19 protein-coding genes are annotated in these 23,589 nt (G+C 65.3%); 7 read left to right on the forward strand and 12 right to left on the reverse strand.

Features of this window, described 5'->3' with window-relative positions:
* Window positions 1-26: 26 nt before the first annotated feature.
* Window positions 27-1,532 carry a DUF3179 domain-containing (seleno)protein gene (locus FJT57_RS01405; RefSeq protein WP_144901021.1) on the reverse strand — a complete coding sequence of 502 codons (1,506 nt, stop codon included), beginning with the start codon at window positions 1,530-1,532 and terminating at the stop codon, window positions 27-29.
* A 121-nt stretch (window positions 1,533-1,653) separates the two neighbouring features.
* Between FJT57_RS01405 and FJT57_RS01410 the strand changes: the two genes are divergently transcribed.
* On the forward strand, window positions 1,654-4,761 hold the full coding sequence (locus FJT57_RS01410) for an FAD-binding and (Fe-S)-binding domain-containing protein (protein ID WP_144901022.1): 3,108 nt from the start codon (window positions 1,654-1,656) through the stop codon (window positions 4,759-4,761).
* A gap of 235 nt (window positions 4,762-4,996) precedes the next feature.
* Here FJT57_RS01410 and FJT57_RS01415 read toward each other — a convergent pair whose 3' ends face one another.
* Window positions 4,997-6,190, reverse strand: a complete 1,194-nt coding sequence (locus tag FJT57_RS01415; RefSeq protein ID WP_144901023.1) for an MFS transporter — start codon at window positions 6,188-6,190, stop codon at window positions 4,997-4,999.
* A gap of 215 nt (window positions 6,191-6,405) precedes the next feature.
* Between FJT57_RS01415 and FJT57_RS01420 the strand changes: the two genes are divergently transcribed.
* From FJT57_RS01420 to FJT57_RS01435, 4 genes are all read left to right on the forward strand, one after another.
* Window positions 6,406-7,905 carry an aldehyde dehydrogenase family protein gene (locus FJT57_RS01420; RefSeq protein ID WP_144901024.1) on the forward strand — a complete coding sequence of 500 codons (1,500 nt, stop codon included), beginning with the start codon at window positions 6,406-6,408 and terminating at the stop codon, window positions 7,903-7,905.
* Between the two features lie 4 nt (window positions 7,906-7,909).
* On the forward strand, window positions 7,910-8,821 hold the full coding sequence (locus FJT57_RS01425) for an SDR family oxidoreductase (protein ID WP_144901025.1): 912 nt from the start codon (window positions 7,910-7,912) through the stop codon (window positions 8,819-8,821).
* Between the two features lie 159 nt (window positions 8,822-8,980).
* The gene (locus FJT57_RS01430) at window positions 8,981-9,859 is read left to right on the forward strand and encodes a fumarylacetoacetate hydrolase family protein (protein ID WP_144901026.1); all 879 of its coding nucleotides are present in this window, start codon (window positions 8,981-8,983) and stop codon (window positions 9,857-9,859) included.
* A gap of 141 nt (window positions 9,860-10,000) precedes the next feature.
* A complete protein-coding gene (locus tag FJT57_RS01435; protein WP_203229066.1) occupies window positions 10,001-10,705 on the forward strand; it encodes an ABC transporter ATP-binding protein in 705 nt (234 codons plus the stop codon).
* 220 nt (window positions 10,706-10,925) lie between these two features.
* On the opposite strand, the gene FJT57_RS01440 is transcribed toward FJT57_RS01435, so the two are convergent.
* From FJT57_RS01440 to FJT57_RS01470, 8 genes are all read right to left on the reverse strand, one after another.
* Entirely contained in the window at window positions 10,926-11,948 is a 1,023-nt protein-coding gene (locus tag FJT57_RS01440; protein ID WP_144901027.1) for a branched-chain amino acid ABC transporter permease, read from the reverse strand.
* Complete coding sequence (locus tag FJT57_RS01445) at window positions 11,948-12,829, reverse strand: branched-chain amino acid ABC transporter permease (RefSeq protein WP_144901028.1); 882 nt, start codon at window positions 12,827-12,829, stop codon at window positions 11,948-11,950. The genes FJT57_RS01440 and FJT57_RS01445 overlap by 1 nt, the downstream gene beginning before the upstream one ends.
* A 34-nt stretch (window positions 12,830-12,863) precedes the next feature.
* Entirely contained in the window at window positions 12,864-14,201 is a 1,338-nt protein-coding gene (locus FJT57_RS01450) for an amino acid ABC transporter substrate-binding protein (protein ID WP_144901029.1), read from the reverse strand.
* 133 nt (window positions 14,202-14,334) lie between these two features.
* On the reverse strand, window positions 14,335-15,411 hold the full coding sequence (locus FJT57_RS01455) for a cupin domain-containing protein (protein ID WP_238993876.1): 1,077 nt from the start codon (window positions 15,409-15,411) through the stop codon (window positions 14,335-14,337).
* Between the two features lie 182 nt (window positions 15,412-15,593).
* On the reverse strand, window positions 15,594-15,770 hold the full coding sequence (locus tag FJT57_RS16540) for a hypothetical protein (RefSeq protein ID WP_203229067.1): 177 nt from the start codon (window positions 15,768-15,770) through the stop codon (window positions 15,594-15,596).
* A 149-nt stretch (window positions 15,771-15,919) separates the two neighbouring features.
* Window positions 15,920-16,321, reverse strand: a complete 402-nt coding sequence (locus FJT57_RS01460; protein ID WP_144901030.1) for an acyl-CoA thioesterase — start codon at window positions 16,319-16,321, stop codon at window positions 15,920-15,922.
* Window positions 16,321-17,025 (reverse strand): acetate--CoA ligase family protein, encoded by a 705-nt coding sequence (locus FJT57_RS01465; RefSeq protein WP_144901031.1) that lies wholly within the window; start codon window positions 17,023-17,025, stop codon window positions 16,321-16,323. The genes FJT57_RS01460 and FJT57_RS01465 overlap by 1 nt, the downstream gene beginning before the upstream one ends.
* A complete protein-coding gene (locus tag FJT57_RS01470) occupies window positions 17,018-18,430 on the reverse strand; it encodes a CoA-binding protein (RefSeq protein WP_144901032.1) in 1,413 nt (470 codons plus the stop codon). The genes FJT57_RS01465 and FJT57_RS01470 overlap by 8 nt, the downstream gene beginning before the upstream one ends.
* A gap of 175 nt (window positions 18,431-18,605) precedes the next feature.
* Here FJT57_RS01470 and FJT57_RS01475 point away from each other — a divergent pair, with 175 nt between their 5' ends.
* Complete coding sequence (locus FJT57_RS01475) at window positions 18,606-19,355, forward strand: ABC transporter ATP-binding protein (protein ID WP_144901033.1); 750 nt, start codon at window positions 18,606-18,608, stop codon at window positions 19,353-19,355.
* A 120-nt stretch (window positions 19,356-19,475) separates the two neighbouring features.
* On the opposite strand, the gene FJT57_RS01480 is transcribed toward FJT57_RS01475, so the two are convergent.
* On the reverse strand, window positions 19,476-20,114 hold the full coding sequence (locus FJT57_RS01480; RefSeq protein ID WP_144901034.1) for an MBL fold metallo-hydrolase: 639 nt from the start codon (window positions 20,112-20,114) through the stop codon (window positions 19,476-19,478).
* 233 nt (window positions 20,115-20,347) lie between these two features.
* Between FJT57_RS01480 and FJT57_RS01485 the strand changes: the two genes are divergently transcribed.
* Window positions 20,348-21,757 (forward strand): SLC13 family permease, encoded by a 1,410-nt coding sequence (locus FJT57_RS01485; protein WP_144901035.1) that lies wholly within the window; start codon window positions 20,348-20,350, stop codon window positions 21,755-21,757.
* A gap of 181 nt (window positions 21,758-21,938) precedes the next feature.
* On the opposite strand, the gene FJT57_RS01490 is transcribed toward FJT57_RS01485, so the two are convergent.
* On the reverse strand, window positions 21,939-23,486 hold the full coding sequence (locus FJT57_RS01490; protein ID WP_144901036.1) for a class I adenylate-forming enzyme family protein: 1,548 nt from the start codon (window positions 23,484-23,486) through the stop codon (window positions 21,939-21,941).
* Window positions 23,487-23,589 lie beyond the last annotated feature (103 nt).

A 23,589-nucleotide genomic window follows, 5' to 3' on the forward strand; every position in this document is an offset into this window, starting at 1 on the left:
AAAAATTATATCATCTAACGATGAGACTACTCTAAAATGTGCACCGAATCGTAGTGCGTCCGGAACGCGAACCAGAGACCGTGTCGACCGGGGATCCGCTCTCGCGTCTCTCCGTCAGTTGCGGTGAGCTCGTTTCGAGCGACAGTCCATCTGGTTCCGTCGGCGTCGACGAGTGCGAGCCCGTCCTCGTCGTCGACCCGCTCGACCGGCGTCGGCGGAGCCTCGTAGACGGCGATATCGTCGGTCGCATCCAGCAGAGCGACGACGTCGCGATCGACGATCTCGCCTTCGAGGACTGGATCCTCGCGCTCGCGGAGGTCGTCGATCGAGACGATCCACACCTCGTCGGGGTCGTCGACGACGATGCCGTAGACGGACTCCTTCTCCGGAAGCGCCCCGTCGGCCTTTCGAACGCCCGGTTGGACGATTTCCTCGCGGTTCCAGTAGTGCTCGAAGAAGTCGACGTTGCCGTCGTAGTACGAGTAGTCGTAGCCGTATCCCGTGTCGATGTCGAGCGCGAGCGTGTCCGGGTACTCGGCCTTCCATTCGCCCCACTCGGTCTGGGTAACCGCGTGTTGATCGAGGAACAGATCCGGGTCCTCCGCCAGCGTCTCGCCGCCGATCGGAGTCCCGGCGTGTTGGTCCCACAGCGTCTCGCTTTCCTCGTCGTACATCACCTTGTTCCCCGAGGCGAGCATCCCGGAGCTGCCGAAGGTTCTGACGTCGTCGTCAGCGCCCTCACCCGCGGCTTTCGAGGGAACCCGTCGATCGTAGAGGATCGGCGCGTTGCAGAGCGTACAGTATGTGAGGCTCACCGGCACGCCCTGCAGTTCGGCGTTCAGCAGTTCGTGGGGGAACAGCACCCAGCGCGGGACGGCGTACGCGACACCCTCGATCTCGAAGCCGAAGACGACGTGGTCGTCATCGAGATAGCGTTCGGGTGCGTCCGCAGCCGCGGGCGAGTCCGACGGCGACGCGTCGGAAGCGTCGCCCGTCTCGACCTCCTCGCCGGGAACGAACCGCGGCCCGTTCAGCGCCGCGAGGAACGACCGGTCGCAGTTGCCCCAGCGGATCTCCTGGAGGTCGAACTCCCGCGGCTCGCAGTCGAGCAGACCGCCGACGGGCGGGAGATACGAGCGGAAGAGCCGGAGCTTCCACTCCTCGAAGCCGTCGAGGGGCTCGATCTCCTGCTGGGAGTACCACGACTCCCACTCGACCCACGCGTGCGCGGAGTCAAAATCTGGTTCCGCTAGCGCCGCGAGGGCCTCGCGCACGCCCGGCCAGGTGACTTCCGGGAGTTCGAGGTAGCGCGGCGGGTCGTGGCTCCGAAGGGCGGCGGGAAAGCCGAACTGTTCCCAGTCGTTCGCGATGCTGTCGATCACCAGCAGTTCGACGAGGTGTGGTACGACGCGGTCGTCGCCCTCCTCGGCGAGCGCGTCGATCGCCGTCGCGTGCACGTCGGCGTCGCGGACGAGCAGCTGGTCTGTCAGCCACTGAAGGCGTTCCGTGGGAGTCTGATCGGGTTGTGTCACAGTACCATCTCTGTCCCAAGCGAGCGTAAAAACCGTTCCTCATCCCCGCGCCTGGGGCGGGCCTGACTCCGATGGCCGACAACGGCGGCTATAAGTGCTTGTTTCACACAGTCATAGGCATATGCCAAACCGCGACAGCGATGCCGTTCCCGACGGCGGCGTGGCTCGCGCCACACCGGCGAGAGACGCTCGGTCGGATTACTCGTACGTCTCCGAGTCGGTCGAGCGGCCGGACCTCGTCGACGCGCTCGATTCGCGCGTCGACGGCGAAGTCCGGTTCGACACCTACACCCGACAGATGTACGCGACCGACGCCAGCGCCTACGAGGTGACGCCGATCGGCGTCGTCTTCCCGACGTCGACCGAGGACGTCGCGAGCGTGGTCACCTACTGCGCCGAGGAGGGGATTCCGGTGCTCCCGCGCGGCGGCGGGACGAGCCTCGCCGGACAGACGGTCAACGAAGCGGTCGTCCTCGACTTCGCGCGCCACATGGACGAGGTGTACGACGTCGACCCCGACGCACGCGAGGCGCGCGTACAGGCCGGGACAGTGCTGGCGACGCTGAACGACCGCGCGGCGGAGTACGGCCTGACGTTCGGGCCCGACCCCGCGGCGGGCAACCGCAGCGCCATCGGCGGTGCGATCGGCAACAACTCCACCGGCGCGCACTCGCTCGTCTACGAGAAGACCGACCACTACGTCGAGGAGGCCGAGGTCGTCCTCGCGGACGGGACCGTGACGACGTTCGGCGAGGTCGCCGTCGACGACCTGCGCGAACGCGCCAACCCGGACGGGGACGCCGAGGAGCGCGTCGCCGCGGGCGTCGTCGCCGTCCTCGACGAGCACACCGACGAGATCCACGAGCGCTTCCCGGAGATGAAGCGGAACGTCTCCGGCTACAACCTCGATCGGCTCGTCGCCGAGGCCGAGGGCGAGTACGGCGAGGCGGGCGTCGTCAACCTCGGCCGTCTGCTCGCGGGGTCGGAGGGAACGCTCGCGGTCGTCACCGAGGCGACCGTCTCCTTAGAGCCGCTTCCCGAGACGAAGTCGGTCGCGCTGTTGACGTACGACAGCGTCGTCGAGACCGTCAGCGACGTCGTCCACGTCCTCGAGCACGACCCGGCCGCGGTCGAACTGATCGACGACGTGCTGATCGAACTGGCGTCTAACACGACGGAGTTCGCCGACGTCGCCGCGAAGTTGCCCGAGCGGACCGAGGCCGCCCTGCTCGTGGAGTTCTACGCCGAAAGCGAGGAAGACGGCCGCGAGAAGGTGCGAACGCTCCTCGAAGACCGCGTTCCGGGTCGCGCGAACGATGAAGGCAAAAACAGCGCTGGCAACGCGTCCATAGACACGGGTTCCGAGCGCTACGCGTTCGACGCGTTAGAGGCATACGACAAGGCGGACAGAAAGGAGCTCTGGAAGCTCCGCAAATCCGGGCTCCCGATCCTGCTCGGACGGACGAGCGACGCGAAGCATATCAGCTTCCTCGAAGACTGCGCCGTCCCGCCGGAACACCTTCCGCGGTTCGTCACCGAGTTCCAGTCAGTCTTAGAAGAACACGACACGTTCGCGGCCTTCTACGCGCACGCCGGACCGGGCGTACTGCACGTCCGCCCGCTGGTGAACACGAAGTCACAGACGGATCTCGATGCGATGGAAGCGATCGGGGAGGCCGTGACCGACCTCGTCGTCGAACTCGGCGGCTCCGTCTCCGGCGAGCACGGCGATGGACGCGCCCGGACGCAGTGGAACCGGAAGCTCTACGGCGACGACCTCTGGTTCGCGTTCCAGGATCTCAAGACCGCCTTCGATCCCGACTGGCTGCTGAACCCCGGACAAGTCTGCGGCGACGTCGCGCTCACGGAGAACCTCCGATTCGATCCCGAATACCAGTTCGACGCCGGGTTCGACCCGGCCCTGGTGTGGGACAACGAGAACGGGATGCAGGGGATGGTCGAACTCTGTCACGGCTGCGGCGGCTGTCGCACCCAACAGACCGAGGGCGGCGTGATGTGCCCCACCTACCGCGCGGCCGACGAGGAGATCACCGCCACGCGCGGCCGGGCGAACATGCTCCGACAGGCGATGAGCGGCGACCTCCCGGACGACCCCACCGACGAGGAGTTCGTCACCGAGGTGATGGACCTCTGTATCGGCTGTAAGGGCTGCGCGAACGACTGCCCGAGCGAGGTCGACCTCGCGAAGTTGAAGGCGGAGGTGACCCACGCCTACCACGAGGAGCACGGCTCTTCGATCCGCTCGAAACTGTTCGCGAACGTCGACACGCTGGCGAAGGTCGGCAGCGCGTTCGCGCCGGTCTCGAACTGGGCCGCGGAGGTGCCTGGCGCGCGAACCGTGCTGGAAAAGACGATCGGCATCGCCACCGACCGTACGCTCCCGACGTTCGAGCGCGAGACGTTGCAGGACTGGTTCTCCGCGCGCGGCGGCTCCCGCGTCGCACCCGGCGAGGCCGAGCGCCAAGCCATCCTGCTGCCCGACACCTACACGAACTACAGCCACCCCGCCGTCGGCAAGGCGGCCGTGGAAGTGCTCGAAGCCGCGGGGGTCCACGTGGACGTCGCGAGCGTGACCGACAGCGGCCGCCCGGCGTTCTCGAAGGGCTTCCTCGACGTCGCGCGCGACACCGCCGAGAGCACGGTTGAAGCGCTCGCCCCACGGATCGAAGACGGCTGGGACGTCGTCGTCGCGGAACCCTCCGACGCGGTGATGCTTCAGTCCGACTACGGCGACCTCCTCTCCGGATCCGACGTCGAGGCCGTCCAAGCAAACAGCTACGGGGTCTGTGAGTACCTCGACGTCTTCCGGCTCGACGACGAAATCGACTTCGAAGCGCCGGAGCGCTCGGTGGCCTACCACGGCCACTGCCACCAGAAGGCGACGAAGAAGGACCACCACGCGGTCGGCGTCCTCCGCCGGGCGGGCTACGCGGTCGACCCGCTCGATTCGGGCTGCTGCGGGATGGCCGGGAGCTTCGGATACGAGGCCGAACACCGCGCGATGAGCCAGGCGATCGGCGACACGCTCAAAGGGCAGGTCGACGCCAGCGAGGCCGAGTCCGTCGTCGCACCCGGCGCGTCCTGCCGCACGCAGCTCAACGACCTCGGCGCGAGGATCGATCAGTCGCTGCTCCCCGAGGCCGATCCGGACCGCGAGGGCCCACCGACGCCGATCGAGGCGCTCGCAGCGGGCTTGGCAGAGAACTGATCGCATCGCTATCGGCCATCGCTTTTCCGGCTCATTTCCCGCGAGCGTTTATATGCGAAGCCGCGGCCAACGCCCCTATGAGCTGAACGCGGTCCCACGCCGCTTCGCGGGTGTTCGGCACGTCGGCGTGGGAACAATCGACGTGTCGCGCTCGCCGTCTCAGTCGGTAGCGCGAACGGTGCCGACTGTCAGCCCCCACTGAGACGCCAATCTATGCACTGAGACGCCAATCAATTCACGCCGTTTTCGGGGCTGTGCCCCGGTGGAACAGCCACCCTCCGAGGAGCGTCATCACAAACACGAGTACGAGCGGCAGCGTGTACCCGCCGGAGAAACCGGTCAGGACGTTCAGGAGGATCGGTACCGAAATCGCCGTCACCGCCTCGCCGATGTTGAAGATGCCGATGAGCGCCGTCGCGTTCGCCGCCCCGAAGCGATTCAGGAGAATTGGCGAGAACAGCGGCGCGACCACCCCCAGTCCGATGCCGAAGAGGACGAGCACGACGTACATCGAGAGCGGTGTCGAGACGAGCGGCAACCCGCCCATTCCGATCGCAGCCAGCACGACGCCGCTCGTGAGCGTCACACGGATGCCGACCCGGTCGGCGACCGCGCCGCCGGCGATTCGCGTGATCACGCTGACCCCGCCGACGATGCCGAACGCCGTCGCCGCCACCGTGCGGCCGATGCCGCCCGCGGTCAGAATAGCGACGAGATCCACCGAGAGTACGAAGTACCAGCTCCACAGCAGCGAGAACCCGGCGAGCGAGACGACGAACGCGCGGTCCGCCAACCGATCTCGGATCCACGCGACGTCGACAGACGCCGCGGCCGTCCCGCGGACACCCGGCGGGCGCCGATAGACGGTACTCGAAAGCAGAATCACCGCGGCGGTCGTCCACCCGATGACGAGGAGTGCCCTCGAGATCGACATCCGTTCGAGCAGGAAGACCCAGACCGGTGGCAGGACTAACACACCGAGCCCGTTGCCGATGAACGTGATGCCCATCGCGCGGCCCTCGTACTCGTCGAACCACTGCGGGACCAGCGAGATGACGATGACGAACACCGTTCCCCCCGCGGTTCCCAAGAGGCCGAAAGCGAACATCAGGACCGGATAGGAGGCCGCAAACTGAACCAGGCCGACCGCGAGCGCGAACGCGACGCCGCTGATGGCGACGACGGGACGCAGCGGCGCCCGAGCGATGAGAATGCCGATCAGCCCCCCGGCGATCATAAACGCTGCCGTCGTGATCGAGAAGATCGTGGATACGCGGAGTCTCGACAGCCCGAAGGCGGATTCGATGGCCTGCGAGTAGACGGTGAACGTGAAGATCATTCCCCAGATGAGCGTCAGCAGGACCAACCCGAGCACGGAGATGAGCCAACTGGTTCGCGAGTCGAGCGCGGCGTCTTTGTCTTCTATCATAGCGGGAACCTCGACGAAATCGTCGGCAGAGACGGGATTCCGCCGACTGGTCTGTTCGTCCGTATCGTGTCTCTTCCTCCGTTTAGAGTTTTCTCACTGCGGATGGTGAAATGCGTTCCCGCCGAGTGGTGATATCACCGGTGTAACTTGGTTACGGGCGAAAAATTTGGCGATCTGACCAAACTTTCATTAGTGATTCACGTTAACGTTATAGTATGGCACTCGAAGGTCAGTCCAAATACAGCATCGACGCGGATTGGAGCAAGCTCTATATCGGCGGCGAGTGGGTGGAGTCCGAGAGCGGGAAGCTGACACCCGTCGAGGACCCGTCGACGCGCGAAGTCGTCACGGAGGTCCCCCGCGGGACCGAGGGTGACGTCGACGCCGCCTACGAGGCGGCTGTCGAAGCCCAAGCGGAGTGGCGAGAACACCCGCCCGCCGCGCGGCAGGAGGCCGTCCAGGGTCTCATTCAAGCTATCGACGAGCATCAAGAGGAGATCGTCGAACTGATCACGACCGAGATCGGCGGGATCCACGGCGTCGGCGAGACGTCGATCCAGATCACGCAGGATCACCTCGCCGAAGCGGCGACCCTCCCCCGGCGGATGAAGGGCGAGACGGCCGCCTCCAACATCCCAGGGAAGGAGAACATCGTCTACCGCGAACCGAAGGGCGTCGTCACGGTCATCTCGCCGTGGAACTTCCCACTGAACCTCACGGCCCGCGCGCTCGCGCCAGCTATCGCCGCCGGTAACTCGGTCGTGCTCAAGCCCGCGACGGACGCGCCGATCGTCGGCGGTCTCGTCTGGGCCCGTCTGGCCGAAGAGGCGGGAATCCCCGACGGCGTGGTCAACGTCGTCACCGGGAAGGGCTCCGAAATCGGCGATCACATCGCGAGCCACCCCGACAGCGACGTCGTCGCGTTCACGGGATCGACCGAGGTCGGACAGCACGTTGCCGGTCTCGCGGCGGAGAACCTGGCGGTACCCGCGATGGAACTCGGCGGCAACAACGCCCACATCGTCACCGCCGAGGCGGACATCGAGGAGGCGATCAACGCCGCGGTGTTCGGCTCGTTCATCCATCAGGGACAGGTCTGCATCTCGATCAACCGCCACCTCGTCCACGAGTCGATCTACGACGAGTACGTCGAGCGATTGACCGAGCGCGCCGAGTCGCTTCCCGCCGGAAGCGCGCACGACGAGGTCGTCCTCGGCCCCATCATCAACGAATCCCAGCGCGACGAGATGCTCGACTACGTCGAGCGCTCGATCGAGGACGGTGCGACGCTCGAAACGGGCGGCGAAACCGTCGAACTCGACGGCGTCGAGGACTCGCTTGTCGTCAGGCCCACAGTCATCTCGGGCGCGACGAACGATATGCCCGCGGCGTGCAACGAGCACTTCGGCCCCATCGCCCCCGTCATTCCGTTCTCGGACGTCGACGAGGCCATCGAGATGGCGAACGACACAGAGTACGGGCTCACCGGCTCGGTCCACGCTGGCGACATCGGCACCGGACTCCAGATCGCCAAGCGGATGGACACCGGTAACGTCCACGTCAACGATCAGGGGATCAACGACGAGGCCCACGTTCCGTTCAGCGGCACGAAGGCTTCGGGCCTCGGCGGCTACAACTCCACGGACTTCCTCGACGAAGTGACCGAGAAGAAGTGGATCTCGCTGCAGCACGAGCCGCGAGAGTTCCCGTTCTGAGACCGTGGAAGAGACCGTCTGCGTCGTCGCTGGCGGGGGTAACGGCCTCGGACGGGCCGCGGCTCTCGAACTCGCGGACCACGGCGCGCGCGTCGTGGTGAACGACCTCGGTTGCGAGGTCGACGGCACCGGCAGCGACGCGTCCGTCCCCGAGAACGTCGCCAGCGAGATCCGCGAGCGAGGCGGGGAGGCGATCGTCCACCACGGCGACGTCAGCGACTTCGCGTACGCCGAATCGCTCATCGCGGATACCGTCGACGAGTACGGGCGCGTGGACTTCGTCTGCAACTTCGCGGGGATCCTCCGCGACGGAATCAGCTACAAGCTCACGGAGGAAGACTGGCGGGAGGTCATCGAGACCAACCTCACAGGCCAGTTCGCGCCGTTGCGAGCCGCTGCGAAGCACTGGCGCGAGGCGAGCGAGGAGCGCGGCGACGGTGAACGCGACGAAGAAGGCTTCGACCGCCAGCGCTCCTATCTGGCGGTGAGCGCCGGAGCGGCGCGCGGGAGCCTCGGGCAGGCGAACTACGCCGCCGCGAAAGCGGGAATCCTCGGGATGGTCCGAACGGTCTCGAACGAACTGGTCCGTTCGAACGTCCGGGTCAACGCGCTGGTCCCGAACGGCTACACGCGGATGACCGAGACCGTCCCGGCGGAGCACCGCCCGTACACCGCCGAGGAGATGCCGCCCGAGAAGGTGGCTCCGCTCGTCGCCTACCTCGCGAGCGAGGAGGCCGAAGGCGTCACCGGCTGTACGCTCTATGCGGGTGGCGACCGCGTCGGCGTCTTCTCCGATCCGGCGATGGACGCGATCGGCGTCAACCCCGACGGCTGGACGTTGGAGTCGCTCTCGCGGCACTTCCGCGATGACGTCGCGAGCGACGTCGACCTCTCGCGGACGGAGAGCTACCTGTAGGCGTCGCGGCCGACCGTCCACGTCGGTGAGATTCCGAACCACATCACTGCGTTTCCGAACCACGGCACTGCGGGTGCCCCGACCGTCCGCGTCGATACGAGCGCCTATCCGCGGGCCCGAAAGGCATCTTTTATCAGGGATTCCGACGATGTCACGCGTATGCGATTCGTCCGCTACGACGACAACCAGCTCGGACTGCTCACGGAAGACGGCAGCGGCGTCATCGACCTCACGGACCGCCTCGGTCTCGAGGGCGAGGAACCGCTCGTCGAGTACATCGAGGGCGACTACGACGCCACCGGGTACGAGGACGAAGACCCCGACTACGACGTCGACGAGGTCGAGATCGGCTCGCCCGTCGGCCGACCGGGCAAAGTAATCGCCGCGCCGCTGAACTACGAGAACCACATCGAGGAGGCCATCGCGGACAAGGACATCACCACAGAGGAGTGGTTCTCGATCAAGGACAAGGGCTACTTCCTGAAGGCCCCCTCCAGCGTCGTCGGCCCCGACCACGGGATCGAACTCCCGTTCAACGACCGCCGCACCGATCACGAGGTCGAACTCGCGTTCGTGATGGGCGAGGAGGCGAAGGACGTCTCCGCCGACGAGGCGTGGGATCACATCTTCGGGTACACGATCCTCTTAGACATCTCGCTGCGCGGCGATCAGGACCGCTCGAACCGCAAGTCCTACGACACGTTCACCGTCATCGGGCCCTGCGTCGTCACCGCCGACGAGATCGACGATCCCCAGGACCTCCAGATGGAACTGCAACTGAACGGCGACCGCCGCCAGTACGAGAACACCGGCGATATGGTGTACACGTGCGCGGACATCGTCCAGTACGCGTCGCTCGGCGCGACGCTGGAAGTCGGCGACGTCATCACGACCGGCACGCCCGAGGGCGTGAGCGAACTCCACGACGGAGACACGATCGACGCCGAGATCGAAGACGTCGGCTCGATGACCGTCGACGTCACCGGCCGCGACGTCTCCTACGCCGACGCCGACGTGCAGAAGGGCGGACAGGACTAACCACGGCAGCGCTCGGCGCGTCGCCAGCGGTGACTCCACGTTTTGATCGTTCTGTAACCCCGCGAACCGCGTCGCCACCGAACGCCGCTCACAGCCGAAAGGTAGGCTTAAGAAAGGCGACGTCATAGCACGTGGTAATCGATGTCACTGCTCGAAGTAGATTCGATAGACGTCGCGTACGGCAACGTGCAGGTCCTCTGGGACGTGAGCCTCGAAGTCGAAAAAGGCGAGACAGTGGCGTTACTCGGCGCGAACGGCGCGGGCAAGACGACGACCCTGAAGACGATTTGTGGGGATCTCACGCCGATGGACGGCGAGGTTCGCTACAAGGGCGAATCGATCGGCGACCTTCCACACGAGGAGGTCGTCGCGAAGGGCGTCGCACACGTCCCCGAGGGTCGAGAGGTGTTCACAGAGAGCACGGTCAAGGAGAACCTCGAACTCGGCGCGTACCTCGACCGGAGCGGAATGAGCGAGCGCCTCGAACGCGTCTACGACATCTTCCCGCGTCTCGAAGAGCGCGCCAAACAGCAGGCCGGAACGCTCTCCGGCGGCGAACAACAGATGCTCGCCATCGGTCGCGGTCTGATGAGTGAGCCCGACTTACTACTCCTCGACGAGGCCAGCTTAGGGCTCGCACCCGTCCTCGTCGACGACGTCTTCGAGGCGATCCAGCGGATCAACGACGAGGGAACGACGGTCCTCCTCGTCGAGCAAGATATCTACAACGCGCTCCGCGTCGCCGACCGCGGGTACGTCATCAAGACCGGCGAAATCTCGCTGTCGGGGACGGCCGAAGAACTCGCGCAGGACAAGCGCGTCGAAGAGTCGTACCTCGGCGCTTGATACGATCTGTCGCAGGTACTGATCGACGCTGATACTGATACTCTCCAACGCCGTTACCGTCCGACAATAATACGCCCTGAGAGACGAACTGAAGTTCGGCACCTCACGGCGTCAGAGTCGTTCTCGAACTTTCGCCGCGAAATCTGAAACGGCGGCGGTCCGCCTCACTCGTTTTTCGACTCGTTTGAGTGAACGAGTGAAAAAGCTGCGACAGCGTGTCTCACTCGTGAGCGACGTCGGTGTCGCTCGTCTCCTCGACGACGTACTGCTTGATGAGGCCGTAGAGCCCCGTTGGCAGGTAGATAATGAAGATAATGATGAGGATCCCCTCGACCGCTTCGGAGTAGCCGCTGACGATCGCAGACAGTCCGTTGTCCAACAGCAGGTACAGCCCGGAGCCGAGGATCGGCCCCGCGAACGTCCCCATCCCGCCGAGGATGACGATGACGAGCGCGTCGATCGTCCACGTGACGGCGAGCGTCGACTGCGGGTTGATGTACAGCGTGTAGTGACCGTAGAGCGCGCCAGCTAACCCGGCGAAGAACGACGAAACCACGAACGCGTACATCTTGTACTTCAAGGGGTTGACGCCGAGACTACTCGCGGCGTCCTCGTCGTCGTGGATCGCCTTCATCCCGAGCCCTGTCGGGCCGCGGACGATGAGATAGGTGATGACAACAGTCGCGATCGTCGCGACGAGGGTCAGGTAGAACATCATATCGCCGTGGGAGACGACCTCACCGAGCGAGAGATCGGCCTGGATGTAGTAGCCGGTTGCACCGCCGGTCAGATCGCGGCGGTCAAGCATTATGAGCTCGATAACGGCCGCGAGTGCGAGCGTCCCGATGGCGAAGTAGTGCCCGGTGAGCCGGAAGATGACCGGTCCGATGACGAGCGCGATGAGCGCCGATGCGAGCCCGCCGATCAACAGCGCGGGAACGAGGGGCAACTGAATCGATTCGGGAAAGCCCCCGGCCGTCGGCGTCGTCAACCACGCGGCGACGAACGCGCCCATTCCGAAGAACGCGGCGTGACCGAGCGAGATCTGTCCCGCGTATCCGGCCAACAGGTTCCAGGAGACACCGAGCATTATGAAGACGAGCCCCGTGAGGATGAGACCCGTCAACGAGTCGGTCGTGGTGAACGGAACGGTGATGAGCCACAGCACGACGAGCGCGGCGATACCGAGCACGCGCCGGTCTGTCGCGAGCGACTCGCCGGGCGCTTTCTCGAGGAAGGCCACTACTCACCACCTCCGGAGCCGCCGAACAGCCCCTCGGGCTTGACCAGCAACACGCCGAGGAAGATGAGCAGGCTCACCACGTTGCGGTAACCGCCGCCGAGATACAGCGCTCCGAGGTTCTCGGAGACGCCGAGGACGAGGCCGCCGACGAGCGTCCCCAGCACGCTGCCGACGCCGCCGAGAACGACCACGGCGAACGTCTTCAGCAGGTAGGACCACCCGACGTACGGATCGATGGGGAACAGCATCGAGAGCAGCGCGCCAGCCGCACCGGCGAGCGCTGTCCCGATTCCGAGCGTGATGACGTAGATTCGATCGGTGTTGATCCCCATATACTTCGCCGCTGTGCGGTTCTGCGCCGTCGCGCGGATCGCCTGTCCGGTCTTCGTGTACTGCAGGAACGCCCACGTTGCGGCGATGAGCAGCACGGCAACGACGAACGTCACCGTGCGCGGGAAGGACAGATACGCGAACCCGAGCTCGATGCCGCTTCCCGGGATGCCGATGTCCGCGGTGCGGGCGTCGCCGCCGAGGATAACGCGGCCCAGGTTCTGCAGGATCAACGCCAGCCCGAACAGGACGATGATCGGCTGTTCGAGCCCTTCGTCGACGACGTGCTTCAGGAGCACCTTCTGCAGCAGGACGCCGAGTCCGAACATCAGCACCATCGCGAGCAGCATCCCGATGAGCGGCGTGATACCGGTCGCGGCGAACAGGAGGATCGCGATGTACGCGCCGACCATCAGCATATGGCCGTGCGCGAGGTTCACGATATCCATAATTCCGAACACGAGCGAGAGACCCAGGGCTGCGAGGGCGTAGATGCCCCCGAGCAACAGCCCGTTCACGATCGTTTGCGTGGCGAGATCGCTAAGGACCATTTTCAGGCGTGTGCGCTGTCAGTCCGTTGGCTACTCATCGCTCGCTCCACGGCGGGATCGGGTATTGGAAGTCGATCGCCTGCTCGGAGTCGGTGTCCGGGAACGCGAGCCGCTGTGCGCCCTCCCACCACTGGCCGGTCGGGGCGGTCAGTTCGCCCTCCGCGGGCAGGCCGTTCTCCTCGAAGCTGAACGTGCCGATTACGGTCTGGAACTCCTCGCTGCGGAGCGCGTCGCGGACCGCGGTCGGATCGACCGATCCAGCGGCTTCGACAGCCTGCTGGGCGACCTGCGTCAGGTTGTACGAGCCGCCGACGTTCGCGGGCATGAACTCGGCGTCGGTGTCGTACTCGTTGAAGAACGACTCTCGGAGTTCCGCGTTGCCGTTGCCGGTGAGACCCGGAACCCACCCGGGACACATCAGCGCGTAGGCGCCATCTTCGCCGAGTGCGGACCACCAAGCGGACGGGTCGGCACCGCGGACGAACTTCAGCATCTTCGGGGCCCAGTTGTTGTCGCGCATCTGATTGACGGCGGTGATGCCGCCCGGCGGCGTCGGGTTCGACAGCAGCACTTCGACCTCGTTGCTCTCGGCCTGATTGATGAGCGTCGAGAAGTCCGAGGAGCCCAGCTCGTACACCTCTCGCATCACGATATCGTAGCCAGCCTCGCCGAGGACGTCCTCCCAGTATTGGGCCTGCTCCTCTCCCCATCCCGAGTTCGGCTCCCAGATGCCGATGTTGGTCGGGCGCTCCTCCTCGGGGATGAGTTCGAGCGTGCCGAGCGTCGAGCGGGCGACGTCCCGGGATTTCGGGAACGGCGAGAACGTCCACTCGTAGTTGTCGTTTCGGTGCGGCGCCTCGTACGCGAACGCGATGCCGAGGAACGGGAGTCCCTGATTCTCCGCGAAGGCGCTCCCGGCCGTGACGAGCAGGCTGGAGAAACTCCCCCAGATCATGTTGACGTCGTTGTTGCTCACGATCGCCTGAAGCTGCTCGCGTAGCGTCTGCGCGTCGCTCTCGTCGTCGCGGAGGATGAGTTCGACCTCGCGGTCGAGTTCCTCGTTCATCCGAGCGACGCCGAGTTCGTAGCCCCGACGGAGGTCTTCGCCGAGCGAGGAGAAAGACCCCGTGTCCGGAACCGTTCCCGCGATGGTGAGCGGCGTCGCGTCCCCACCGCTGTCGCCGCCGCTGTCTCCGCTGCTGTCGGATCCGCCGTCGCCGCTATCGCCGCCGCTGTCGCCCCCACTGTCGCCACCGTCGTCGCCGCCCCCGCCGAGCGTACACCCGGCGAGCCCGGTGATTGCGATGGTGCCGGTCGCTCCGGCTCCTTTCAGATACGTTCGCCGTCGAATTGAGGTGTCATCACGGGCCATACCGTATGGCACAATAATTATAATGCAATAAAAAGGATATGGTTCCAAGTAACGGATATCGGGACCTGCGGGGCGTAGTGGCCCCCGTTGGTAGCGATCAGCGACGAACCGCCCCCGGCGATCGGCAGCGTGCCTACGAGGACGGTTCGGCCTCGGCGTAGAGGTTGAACGCCTCGAACACCGGTCGGTCGGTGATGCCGAGCAGTTTCGCCTCGCCGTCGGGCTCGTGGTGGTGGATCTCGTCCGGCGGGACCACGAAGATGTCCCACTGGCTCCACTCGAGCGCCTCGTCGCCGACGTGGGTCGCTCCCTCGCCCTCGATGACGAAGAACACCTCCGTGGCGTTGTGGAAGTGCGGGTCGGTCTCCTCTAAGAGCAACTGCGCGCGGAACGACATCGTCGGGAACAGCGGCGGCTTCCCGGTGGCCGGGTTGACGTACGAGAGACTGTAGCCGTCGTTCGGGTCGGGGTCGTCGTTGTCGGCGCGCTGCCGGAGCGACTCGACCATCTCCTCCCACTCGAACCGGTACGGCGGCGTCGCGTCGTGGATGCCCTCGAACGGTCCGGGGATACCGCTCTGTTTTACCTCCTCCTGCGGCCGCCCGCGACCGTACTGAGACGCCCAGTAGCCCTGACTCTTCGTCACCGGCTGACGGTCGAGTTCGTGGTACTCGAACGTGTTCTTGGCGTTCAGGGAATCGAGAACGAGCGGGAGGTCGAGCACGTCCAGCCACGCGGCCGTCTCGTCGCTCTCGTTGACATGGTCGTGCCACTCCCACTGCGGGGTGGTGACGAGGTCGTTGTCCTTCATCGGGAACTCCTCGCCCGCGACGACGGTCTTCATATCTTCGTGGCCGTCGATCGTAAAGCGCAGCGCGTTTGCGCCGTGTCGGTGCGACGGCGCGGTTTCGCCCGGTGAAACCGTCTGAATCCCGACGTAGATCGTGTTCGAGATCGCGTGTGCGGCGTTGATCGGGACCGCGACGCGGCGCTGGAATCCAGGCGGGAGGTCGGCGATCGGGACGTCCTGCTCGATGGCGTCGATGGACTCTTTGATATCCTCCCACTTCCAGATATCCGCCACGGGGTCGTCGAGAGCGTGGCCCAGTTCGTCTTCGACTTCCCAGAGCGGCTGGAGGCGATGCTCCTCGAGAATATTCCGAGTTTCGGAACTCATCTCTAGGAGTTCCTCTGGCTCTTGCTCTGCCATACGCAACCGTTTAGTGTAACGCGATAATAAGTGTGTTGGACGTGCGCACTCCCCATTCCGGATATGCGCCGCTCGCTGACGAAAACGGCCGATTACTCGCTTCCGATTCGACCGACTACTGTCGCCGCCGAGGTTCCGCGTCGAGGTTCAACGGCCGTTCGGCTGGCGTGTCAATCCGACAGTCACGCGGAGGCCTGCGCCTCGAACACGTCTTCGGTTCGGAACAGCGCCCGGCAGTCCTCACACACCATCCGGCGCTGGATCCCGTACTCCCAGAGCTTTCCGCCGCAGTTGAGACAGTCGAAGTGCGCCTCGACGAACGGATCCTCCGTCGCGTATGGGTTCTCGAACTCCGCCATACTCCGGGGTACTCGCGTCGCCGCTAAAAGCGTATCGCCCGTCGGCTTAGTGCGGTTTCGGTGGGAAACCGGACCGTGCTCAGCGACCGAACGAACAGCCGTCTCCGCTCGCATACTGACTCCGTAGAAACGAATGGTGTCTGGCCCAGTTACTCTTCGGCGTACTCGACGAACTTCTCGCGGATTTCGTCGGGAATCTCGATCGCCCCGCCGCCGCCGGTCTGCGCACAGACGCGCTGTTCGTAGCCCGAAAAGGCGAGCGTGTCGCCGTTATAGGCCTCGTACTCGAACCGGACGGCGCGCGTGCTCGGGTCCGGCGTCAGCGTCATCCGGACGTCGTCGCCCGCGTGCAGCGGTGCCTTGAACTCGAACTGCATGTCCACGAGCGGAAAGCCGAAGTTGCGGTTCTGCGCGATGTCCCAGAACGGGAACCCGATCTCCTGCATAAACATATCGGACGTCTCGTGGAGCGCGTCGACGATGCGCGGGTAGTGGGCGATACCGTGTGGGTCCGTGTCCGAAAATCGGACGGTCCAGATGCGTTCGAACATTAGCGTTCGAGTACGACGAGTGCGTCGAGTGCAATCACTCCATCGATCGATGCGAGGACGGGGTTGACGTCGAGTTCCGCGATCGGATGTTCGGTCACCAGGTCTCCGACGGCCGAAATCACCTCCGCGAGCGCGTCGATATCCGCGGGCTCGCTCCCGCGGTAGCCGGAAAGCAGGGGTGCAGACTGGAGTTCCTCGATCGCCGACCGGGCCTCCGCTCGGTCGATCGGCGCGATCCGATGGCTGGTGTCCTCGAAGATCTCGGTGAACACGCCCCCGAGTCCGGTGAGTACCACGGGGCCGAACGACGGATCGCGGATTCCGCCGACGATAACTTCGGTGCCGCGATCGAGATCCATCGCCTGCTCGACGAGGACGTCGGCGTCGATGTCCCGCTCGTCGGCCGCCTCGAAAATCCGCTCGGCGGCCTCGCGGACCTCGGGTTCCGAATCGAGGCCGACCGCGACGCCGATCCCGTCGGCCCAGTCGCTCTTGTGGGTGACCGCGGGCGAGGATACCTTCACCACGACCGGGTAGCCGACGGTTTCGGCCGCGTCGACGGCGTCGTCGACGCTCTCGCACACCTCGAACGACGGCGTGTCGATACCGACCGACGCGAGCAGGGCTTTCCCCTCCGCCTCAGTGAGGGTATCTCGTCCGTCCGCACGCGCTGACGCGATCGGTTCGGGAACGGCGTCACTCATCGGCGGTCACCTCCGAATCCGCGACGTCAACACGTGTTGTGCCGCCGTCAGCGACGCCGTTGTCCGCGTGTAGGCGCGCGTACCGAGCGAGTGCGCCAGCGGCGTCCGCGGCGCGCTCGGGGGTCTCGAAGAATGGGACGCCTGCGTCCGCGAGTTGGTCGCGCTGGTCGGCGAGATCCTCTTCGATGCCCTCGGTCGCGAACAACACCGGCTTGTCGACGCGCGCCGCGAGGCCGTCGAGCTCGGCGACCGGGAATCCGATCGCCTCCTCGAACAGTTCGTAGACGAGCACGATATCGACTCGCTCGTCCTCGGCGACGGCGGTCACGATCTCGCCGAACTCGGGCATCGGTCGCCCGGTGTCGACCGGGTTGTCGGCGTACGTGATCCCGGGGAGGATCTCGTCGACGCGCTCTTGGGTGTCCGCCGTGAGTTCCGGGAGCCGACCGCCCGCTCGCTGAATTCTGTCGGTGATGATGATCCCCGGCCCGGCCTGGGCGGTGACGACGCCGACGTTCGGTCCGTCCGGCGTCGGCGAGTTCCCGAGCGCCGCGGCGGCGTCCATGAGGTCGTCGGTCGCGTCGACGGTCGGGACGCCGTACTGCGCGAATCCGGCGGTGTACAGTTCGTGATCGCCCGTGAGCGCCCCCGTGTGTGATTCGGCGAATTCGCCGACGTCCGACTGGCCCACCTTGTAGGCGATAACCGGCGTGTCGCTCTCGCGGCAGGCTTCCAGCATCCGACGGCCGTCGTCTGTTCCCTCGACGTGCAGGACGATCGCGTCCGTCCGCTCGTCGCTGTCGAAGTACTCGATCGCCTCGGCGAAACCGACGTTCGCGCGGTTGCCGAGGCCGACCTGCGCGGAGACGCCTCTACCCTGCCGCCTGGATTGGAACGCTAAGACGAGCCCGACGCCCCCGCTCTGTGCGACGACCGCGACGTTGCCTTCCGGCACCTCCTCGACCCCGCTGGCGAACGAACAGCGGAGGTCGATCCCGGGAACGAGGAAGCCGCTGGTGTTCGGGCCGAGCAGCGAAATGCCGTGCTCGTCGGCGATCTCGACGAGCGCGTCCTGGAGTTCTTCGCCTTTCCCGCCCGCTTCGGCGAAGCCGCTGGCGTAGATGACCGCCGCACCGATTCCGGCCTCTCCGCACTCTTCGAGCACGTCCGGCATCGCGGGGCCGGGCACACAGCAGAGCGCGAGATCGACATCGTCGTCGATTTCGGTCACCGACGAGACGAACTCCGCGCCGAACAGCTCACCCGTCGTCGACGGGTTCACCGGATACACCGGTCCGTCGAAGATCGCGGCGTTCGCCATCGCTTCGTATCCGATCTTGCCCTCGGTCGCCGACGCGCCGATGACGGCGATCGCCGAGGGGTCGAACAACTGTCTGAGAGTCACACACGGACATTTGCCGAACGTCCTCAAAGCGTTTTCCCCCTGTGATCGCGCGGACCGTTCCCCTGCAAGCGCCCGGGGGATCGACGCCGACTCTCGCCGTTCACAGCGCCGAACGGCCGCCCACTCATCGGGCTATTCCGTAAGTTTATCATCGTTGCTTGGATATCGAACGATAATGACGTTACTGGAAGGTCGAGGGCTGACGAAGAAGTTCGGTGGGGTCGTCGCCATCGAGGACGTCTCGTTCACCGTCGATCGCGGCGAGGCCGTCGGGCTCATCGGTCCGAACGGGGCCGGAAAGAGCACGCTGTTCCGGACCATCACCGGCGTCCACCCGCCGACCGAGGGCGAAGTGTTCTTCGACGGCGAGGAGATCACCGGGAAGTCCCAACACGAGATCTGTCACCGCGGGATGGCGAAGACCCACCAGATCGTCCGCCCGTTCGGGAGCCTCTCGCTGCTCGAAAACGTCACCGTCGGCGCGTCGTTCGGCGGCCGCGAGTTCGACGATCCGCGGGAACGGGCCGCCGAGATGATCGAGTTCGTCGGCCTCGAAGAACAGATGCACACCGACCCCGGAGAACTCAGCGTCGGACAGCTCAAGCGACTCGAGATCGCGCGCGTGCTCGCGACCGATCCTGAGATGGTCCTCTTCGACGAGGTCGCGGGCGGCCTCGACCCCGAGGAGACCGAGGGAATCATCGATCTCGTCGGCGACATCATCGACGAGGGCAAGACGGTGTTCCTCATCGATCACGTGATGCGCGCGCTGATGAGTGTCAGCGAGCGCGTGATGGTGCTCGATAACGGGAAGCTCATCGCCGAGGGAACGCCCGAGGAGATCCAGAACGACGACACGGTCATCGAGGCGTACCTCGGCGAGAACGCGGGCAAAGACCTCTCGGACGCGATCGCCGAGAACTGATAGGGATTCTCGTAGGAGACCATCGATTCGGTTTGATCCGAATCGACGACTGTGGCCGGTCGAGGGTCTCTGGGCCTTCGACCGGCTACGATAACCCCTATGACTTCCGCGCGCCGCCGCTCAGCGTTTTCCGGCGAAATCGACGAACGCGGCGAGCTTTTCTCTCGCGTCGGCGGTCACGCTGGAACCGTGATAGACGAGGCCGACGTCGAACTCGTACTCCAGAAGCCGTTCGAGCGAGTCGTCAGCGGCGGCGAGGTCGGCCGAGTAGTGTGCCGTCGGGAGGACGAAGTACCCCTCCGGCAGGCCCCTCGCGTCCGATCCGAACACCGCGTCGCCGAGGACGGCGATCCCCGTTGATTCGTCGACGAGCGCGTGGTGCGCTTCGGTGTGCCCCGGAACGTGAACGGCCGTGAACTGTCCCACGCGGTCCCCGTCGCCGAAGCGGTGATCGACATCGACGGGGACCGCGACGCCCTCGGGGGCCCACGTTTCGAGACCGAACCGCTCGACGAGCCCCGCGAGTCCGGCCACGTGATCGGGGTCGCCGTGCGTTACGATGATTCGCTCGGGCGTGATCCCCAGCGCGTCGAGCGCGTCGGCGACGACGTCGACGGTATCCTCGAATCCGGCGTCGACCAGCGTCGGCGTCTCGCCGTCGAAGCAGAACACGCGCCAGCGGGCGTCCGGTGCCGTTTTCACGGTGATATCGTAGACGTCCGGTGCGATCTCAGTGACGGGCAGATTTGTGTCAGACATCGCACGGGAGTACGACGCCGTGGGTGTTAAACGTGTAGCGTCTCCGCCCCCGCGACGACGAACCGCGATCGAACCTCGGGGACGGGCCTGAACCCGCGGTAAACGACTGACCTGGAGACCCCGCTCCGGCGGTGACTCGCTGTTGGGTGAGCCCCGCAGCCGACGGTGATTCGAGGACGACGAGCGATCCGACACCCCTATTGTGGTCCCCGGTGACACGACCGACACGAACGATGACAGATGGTCTCTCGGCACGAGCGAGTCGGGCGCTTCCGACAGATCCGTCTTGGCTCGCCCTGCCCGCAGGCGCGCTCGTGGCCGGTTCCGTCCTCCAGTTCGCGCCGCTGAACCCCGACGCGGCACGGATGCTCGCGATCACGCTGTTCTGCGTCGTGATGTGGATCGGATCGCCGGTGCAACCGTGGTTCACGGCGCTGATCGGCATCGGCTTGATGGGCGTCGGGTTCTCGACCGAACTCGCGCTGACCGGCTTCCAATCGCCCGCGACGTGGCTCGTCGTCGTCGGCCTCCTGATCGGCGAGGCCGCAAATTCGAGCGGCCTCGCCGGACTCGTCGAGCGGATCGCGCTCTACTGGATGCCCGAGCGGATCGCCACCGACGCGGTCGCCGTCTACCGGTACCTGCTCGTCGCGCTCTCGATCGGCAGTCTCGCGCTCGCGGTGTTGGTCCCCTCCTCGCTCGTCCGCGTGCTCATCCTCGCGCCGATCCTCAAATCGTTCGGTGATCTGTTCACCGAGCGGCAGGCGAAGATCGGCGTCTTCCTCGGCCCCCTGTTCGCCACGTACTACGGCGCAACGGGCATTCTCACCGGATCGCTGGCGAACATCATCGTCACCGGCCTCGTCGAATCCAGCGGCGGACCCGCGATCACGTGGACCGAATGGACGATCTGGATGGGCCCGGTGATGGGACTCGGACGCGTCGCGGTCGTCGTCGCCGTCACGTATCTGCTGTATCGCCCCCGAGACCGAAGTGCGATCGACGCGCCGGACCAGATCGACGCCGTCTCCCCTTCGTCGACCGAGCGACGGATGCTGCTCTTCCTACTCGTCGGGGTCGCGATCTGGGCGACCGACTTCGTCCACGGTCTGCACCCGCTGTTCGGCGCGGTCGTCGTCGCGCTCCTCTCGTTCACGCCCGGAATCGGTGTCATCGATCACGACGCGGTCGGCGAGACCGACTTCTCGATCCTCTTTTTCCTGGGGGCGATCTTCGCTATCGCCGAGGGCCTGCAGCGGACCGACTTCACCGACCTGGCCGCCGAAACGATGCTCTCGTATCTGCCGAGCGATCCGTCGCTGCCGCTCGTGCTGCTGTTCGTCGTCGTCGTCTCGATGCTTATGGCGTTCGTGATGGAGGGAATGGCCGTCGCGAGCGTGATCACGCCCGTCTTCGTCACCTTCGCGACCAGCGCCGGGATCCCGCTCGTCCCCGTCGCGATGATCGAGAGCGTCGCCCTCAACGCGTACTTCTTCCCCTACCAATCGGCCGTGTTGGTCGCGATGCTCGGCCTCGGCGTCGTCGACACGATGGAACTGAGCCGGATGGCGTCGATCTGTACGATCGCGACGCTCGTGTTCCTGCTGCCGATTCAGATCGGGCTGTTCGTGCTCTTCTTCTGATTCCCCGGCCGTTCGTGCTCTTCTCCTGATTCCGCACGTCGGCGTCTTCTGAACGAAACTCGGCGGCTCGCTCCCGACCGAATCCCGGTCACTTCTCCGGCTGAATCTCGGTCGCTTCTCCAGCCGAATCCCGATCTCGTAACGTCGAAACGCGGGCCGGGCCCTCGACGGGACCGTCCGCTCAGGAGAAGTGCTTCTCGATCAGATCGTCCCGGATGAGCGTGCCCGTGTCGGTTCGCGGGAGCGGATCCGCGGTGATCGCGTAGTTCCGCGGGCGCTTGAAATTCGCGAGGCCGTCGTGCTGGAGGCAGTACTCCTCGAGGTCCTCCGCGGTGATGTCGCTCTCGGTCACGACGACGGCGGTGACGACTTGCCCCCAGTCCTCGTCGTCGAGGCCGAACACGCACGCCTCGTCGACCTCGGGGTGGTTGCCGAGGACGCGCTCTACCTCCGCGGGATAGACGTTCTCGCCGCCGCTGTTGATCATATTGTCCACGCGGTCGACGATGTAGAGATAGCCCTCCTCGTCGATGCGGGCGACGTCGCGGGTTCGGAGCCACCCGTCGAAGTACGACTTCTCGGAGGCCTCCTCGTTGTCGATGTATCCGTACGACATTCCCGGACCGCGGGCGATGATCTCGCCGCGCTCGCCGGGGTCGACGGTCGCCTCCGGGTCCGGGTGTTCGGAGATCGGCACGGATTCGACGACGCGGATCTCCCAGGAGAACGCCTCCTTGCCGATCGTCCCCGGGTGCTCCTCCTGCACGTCCGGGTGGGCGAACGTGAGGTCTGGCCCCGCCTCGGTCATCCCGTAGGTGTTGTATACGTGTTCGCTCAGGTGCTCGTGGGTCGCCTCGATGAGGTTCTCCGTGACGATCGCACCCCCAGTGCGGATGTACGACAGCGATTCGGTGTCGTAGGGCGTTTCGGCCGCGCGTTGGACGTCGTTGAGCGCTTTCAGCTGAGTCGGGACGCCGAGCAGCCCCGTCACGTCGTGGCCCTCGATGAGCTGAAGGGCCTCTTCTGGCTCGAACGTCGAGTGCAACACGACGGTTGCGCCCGCGACGAAGTGCGGGTAGAGCCACGCGTCGGTGGTCACCATATGGTACCACGGCGAGGTGCACAGCGCGACGTCGGTCTCGTCGATGCCGTGCTCCATAATTCCCTGGATCGCACCGTACCAGAGCTGTTCCTGATCGAACGGCACGGCTTTCGGAACGCTCGTCGTGCCGCTGGTGTACAGGATCGCGCACTCGTCGTCGACCGGGTGGGAGTCGTCAAGTTCCGTCTCCGCCGCCGCGAGGACGTCCTCGTAGGATTCGACGTCCTCGCGTTCGATGTCGCGGTCGCCCGCGTGGACGGCGACATCGAACGCGCCTCGGTCGAGCAGTTCGAGCGCATCATCGGCGTTGTGGTCATCGAAGAGCAGCGCTTCCGCGTCGCCGGTCTCTGCCATCCGCTTCAGCTCGCCGACCGTCGCTCGGTAGGACAGTTGCACCGTCGCGAGGCCGCGCTTGTTTCCTGCCCACATCGATTCGATCGCGGCCACCGTGTTGACGGAGAGAACGGCGCACCGACCGGTTCCGATGCGGTCGGTGATCGCGTTCGCCAAGCGGGTGCTCCGCTCGTCCAGTTCCGTGTAAGTGAACGAACGGCCGTCGTCGGTTACGAGCGCGAGTTTGTCGGGATAACAGCGGACCGTCCGAGCGAGGGCGTCACCAAGTTTCATAGTCTCGTGTTACGCGTCACCAGGCCAACTGCCACATTAATTGTTTTGATAGGGGACGACGGTCGTGGTCCCTTCGTGCGACAGTGCTCGCCCTTACTTCGTG

This window comes from Halobellus captivus (genome assembly GCF_007655485.1).
GTDB lineage: Archaea > Halobacteriota > Halobacteria > Halobacteriales > Haloferacaceae > Haloquadratum > Haloquadratum captivum.

Excerpts from the sequence above, each read along its gene's own strand:
- FJT57_RS01480 (WP_144901034.1), bottom strand. The coding sequence starts at position 20,114 with ATGTCTGACACAAATCTGCCCGTCACTGAGATCGCACCGGACGTCTAC.
- FJT57_RS01410 (WP_144901022.1), top strand. The coding sequence starts at position 1,654 with ATGCCAAACCGCGACAGCGATGCCGTTCCCGACGGCGGCGTGGCTCGC.
- FJT57_RS01450 (WP_144901029.1), bottom strand. The coding sequence starts at position 14,201 with ATGGCCCGTGATGACACCTCAATTCGACGGCGAACGTATCTGAAAGGA.
- FJT57_RS16540 (WP_203229067.1), bottom strand. The coding sequence starts at position 15,770 with ATGGCGGAGTTCGAGAACCCATACGCGACGGAGGATCCGTTCGTCGAG.
- FJT57_RS01490 (WP_144901036.1), bottom strand. The coding sequence starts at position 23,486 with ATGAAACTTGGTGACGCCCTCGCTCGGACGGTCCGCTGTTATCCCGAC.
- FJT57_RS01485 (WP_144901035.1), top strand. The coding sequence starts at position 20,348 with ATGACAGATGGTCTCTCGGCACGAGCGAGTCGGGCGCTTCCGACAGAT.
- FJT57_RS01475 (WP_144901033.1), top strand. The coding sequence starts at position 18,606 with ATGACGTTACTGGAAGGTCGAGGGCTGACGAAGAAGTTCGGTGGGGTC.
- FJT57_RS01420 (WP_144901024.1), top strand. The coding sequence starts at position 6,406 with ATGGCACTCGAAGGTCAGTCCAAATACAGCATCGACGCGGATTGGAGC.
- FJT57_RS01435 (WP_203229066.1), top strand. The coding sequence starts at position 10,001 with ATGTCACTGCTCGAAGTAGATTCGATAGACGTCGCGTACGGCAACGTG.
- FJT57_RS01460 (WP_144901030.1), bottom strand. The coding sequence starts at position 16,321 with ATGTTCGAACGCATCTGGACCGTCCGATTTTCGGACACGGACCCACAC.
- FJT57_RS01430 (WP_144901026.1), top strand. The coding sequence starts at position 8,981 with ATGCGATTCGTCCGCTACGACGACAACCAGCTCGGACTGCTCACGGAA.
- FJT57_RS01445 (WP_144901028.1), bottom strand. The coding sequence starts at position 12,829 with ATGGTCCTTAGCGATCTCGCCACGCAAACGATCGTGAACGGGCTGTTG.
- FJT57_RS01465 (WP_144901031.1), bottom strand. The coding sequence starts at position 17,025 with ATGAGTGACGCCGTTCCCGAACCGATCGCGTCAGCGCGTGCGGACGGA.
- FJT57_RS01455 (WP_238993876.1), bottom strand. The coding sequence starts at position 15,411 with ATGGCAGAGCAAGAGCCAGAGGAACTCCTAGAGATGAGTTCCGAAACT.
- FJT57_RS01415 (WP_144901023.1), bottom strand. The coding sequence starts at position 6,190 with ATGATAGAAGACAAAGACGCCGCGCTCGACTCGCGAACCAGTTGGCTC.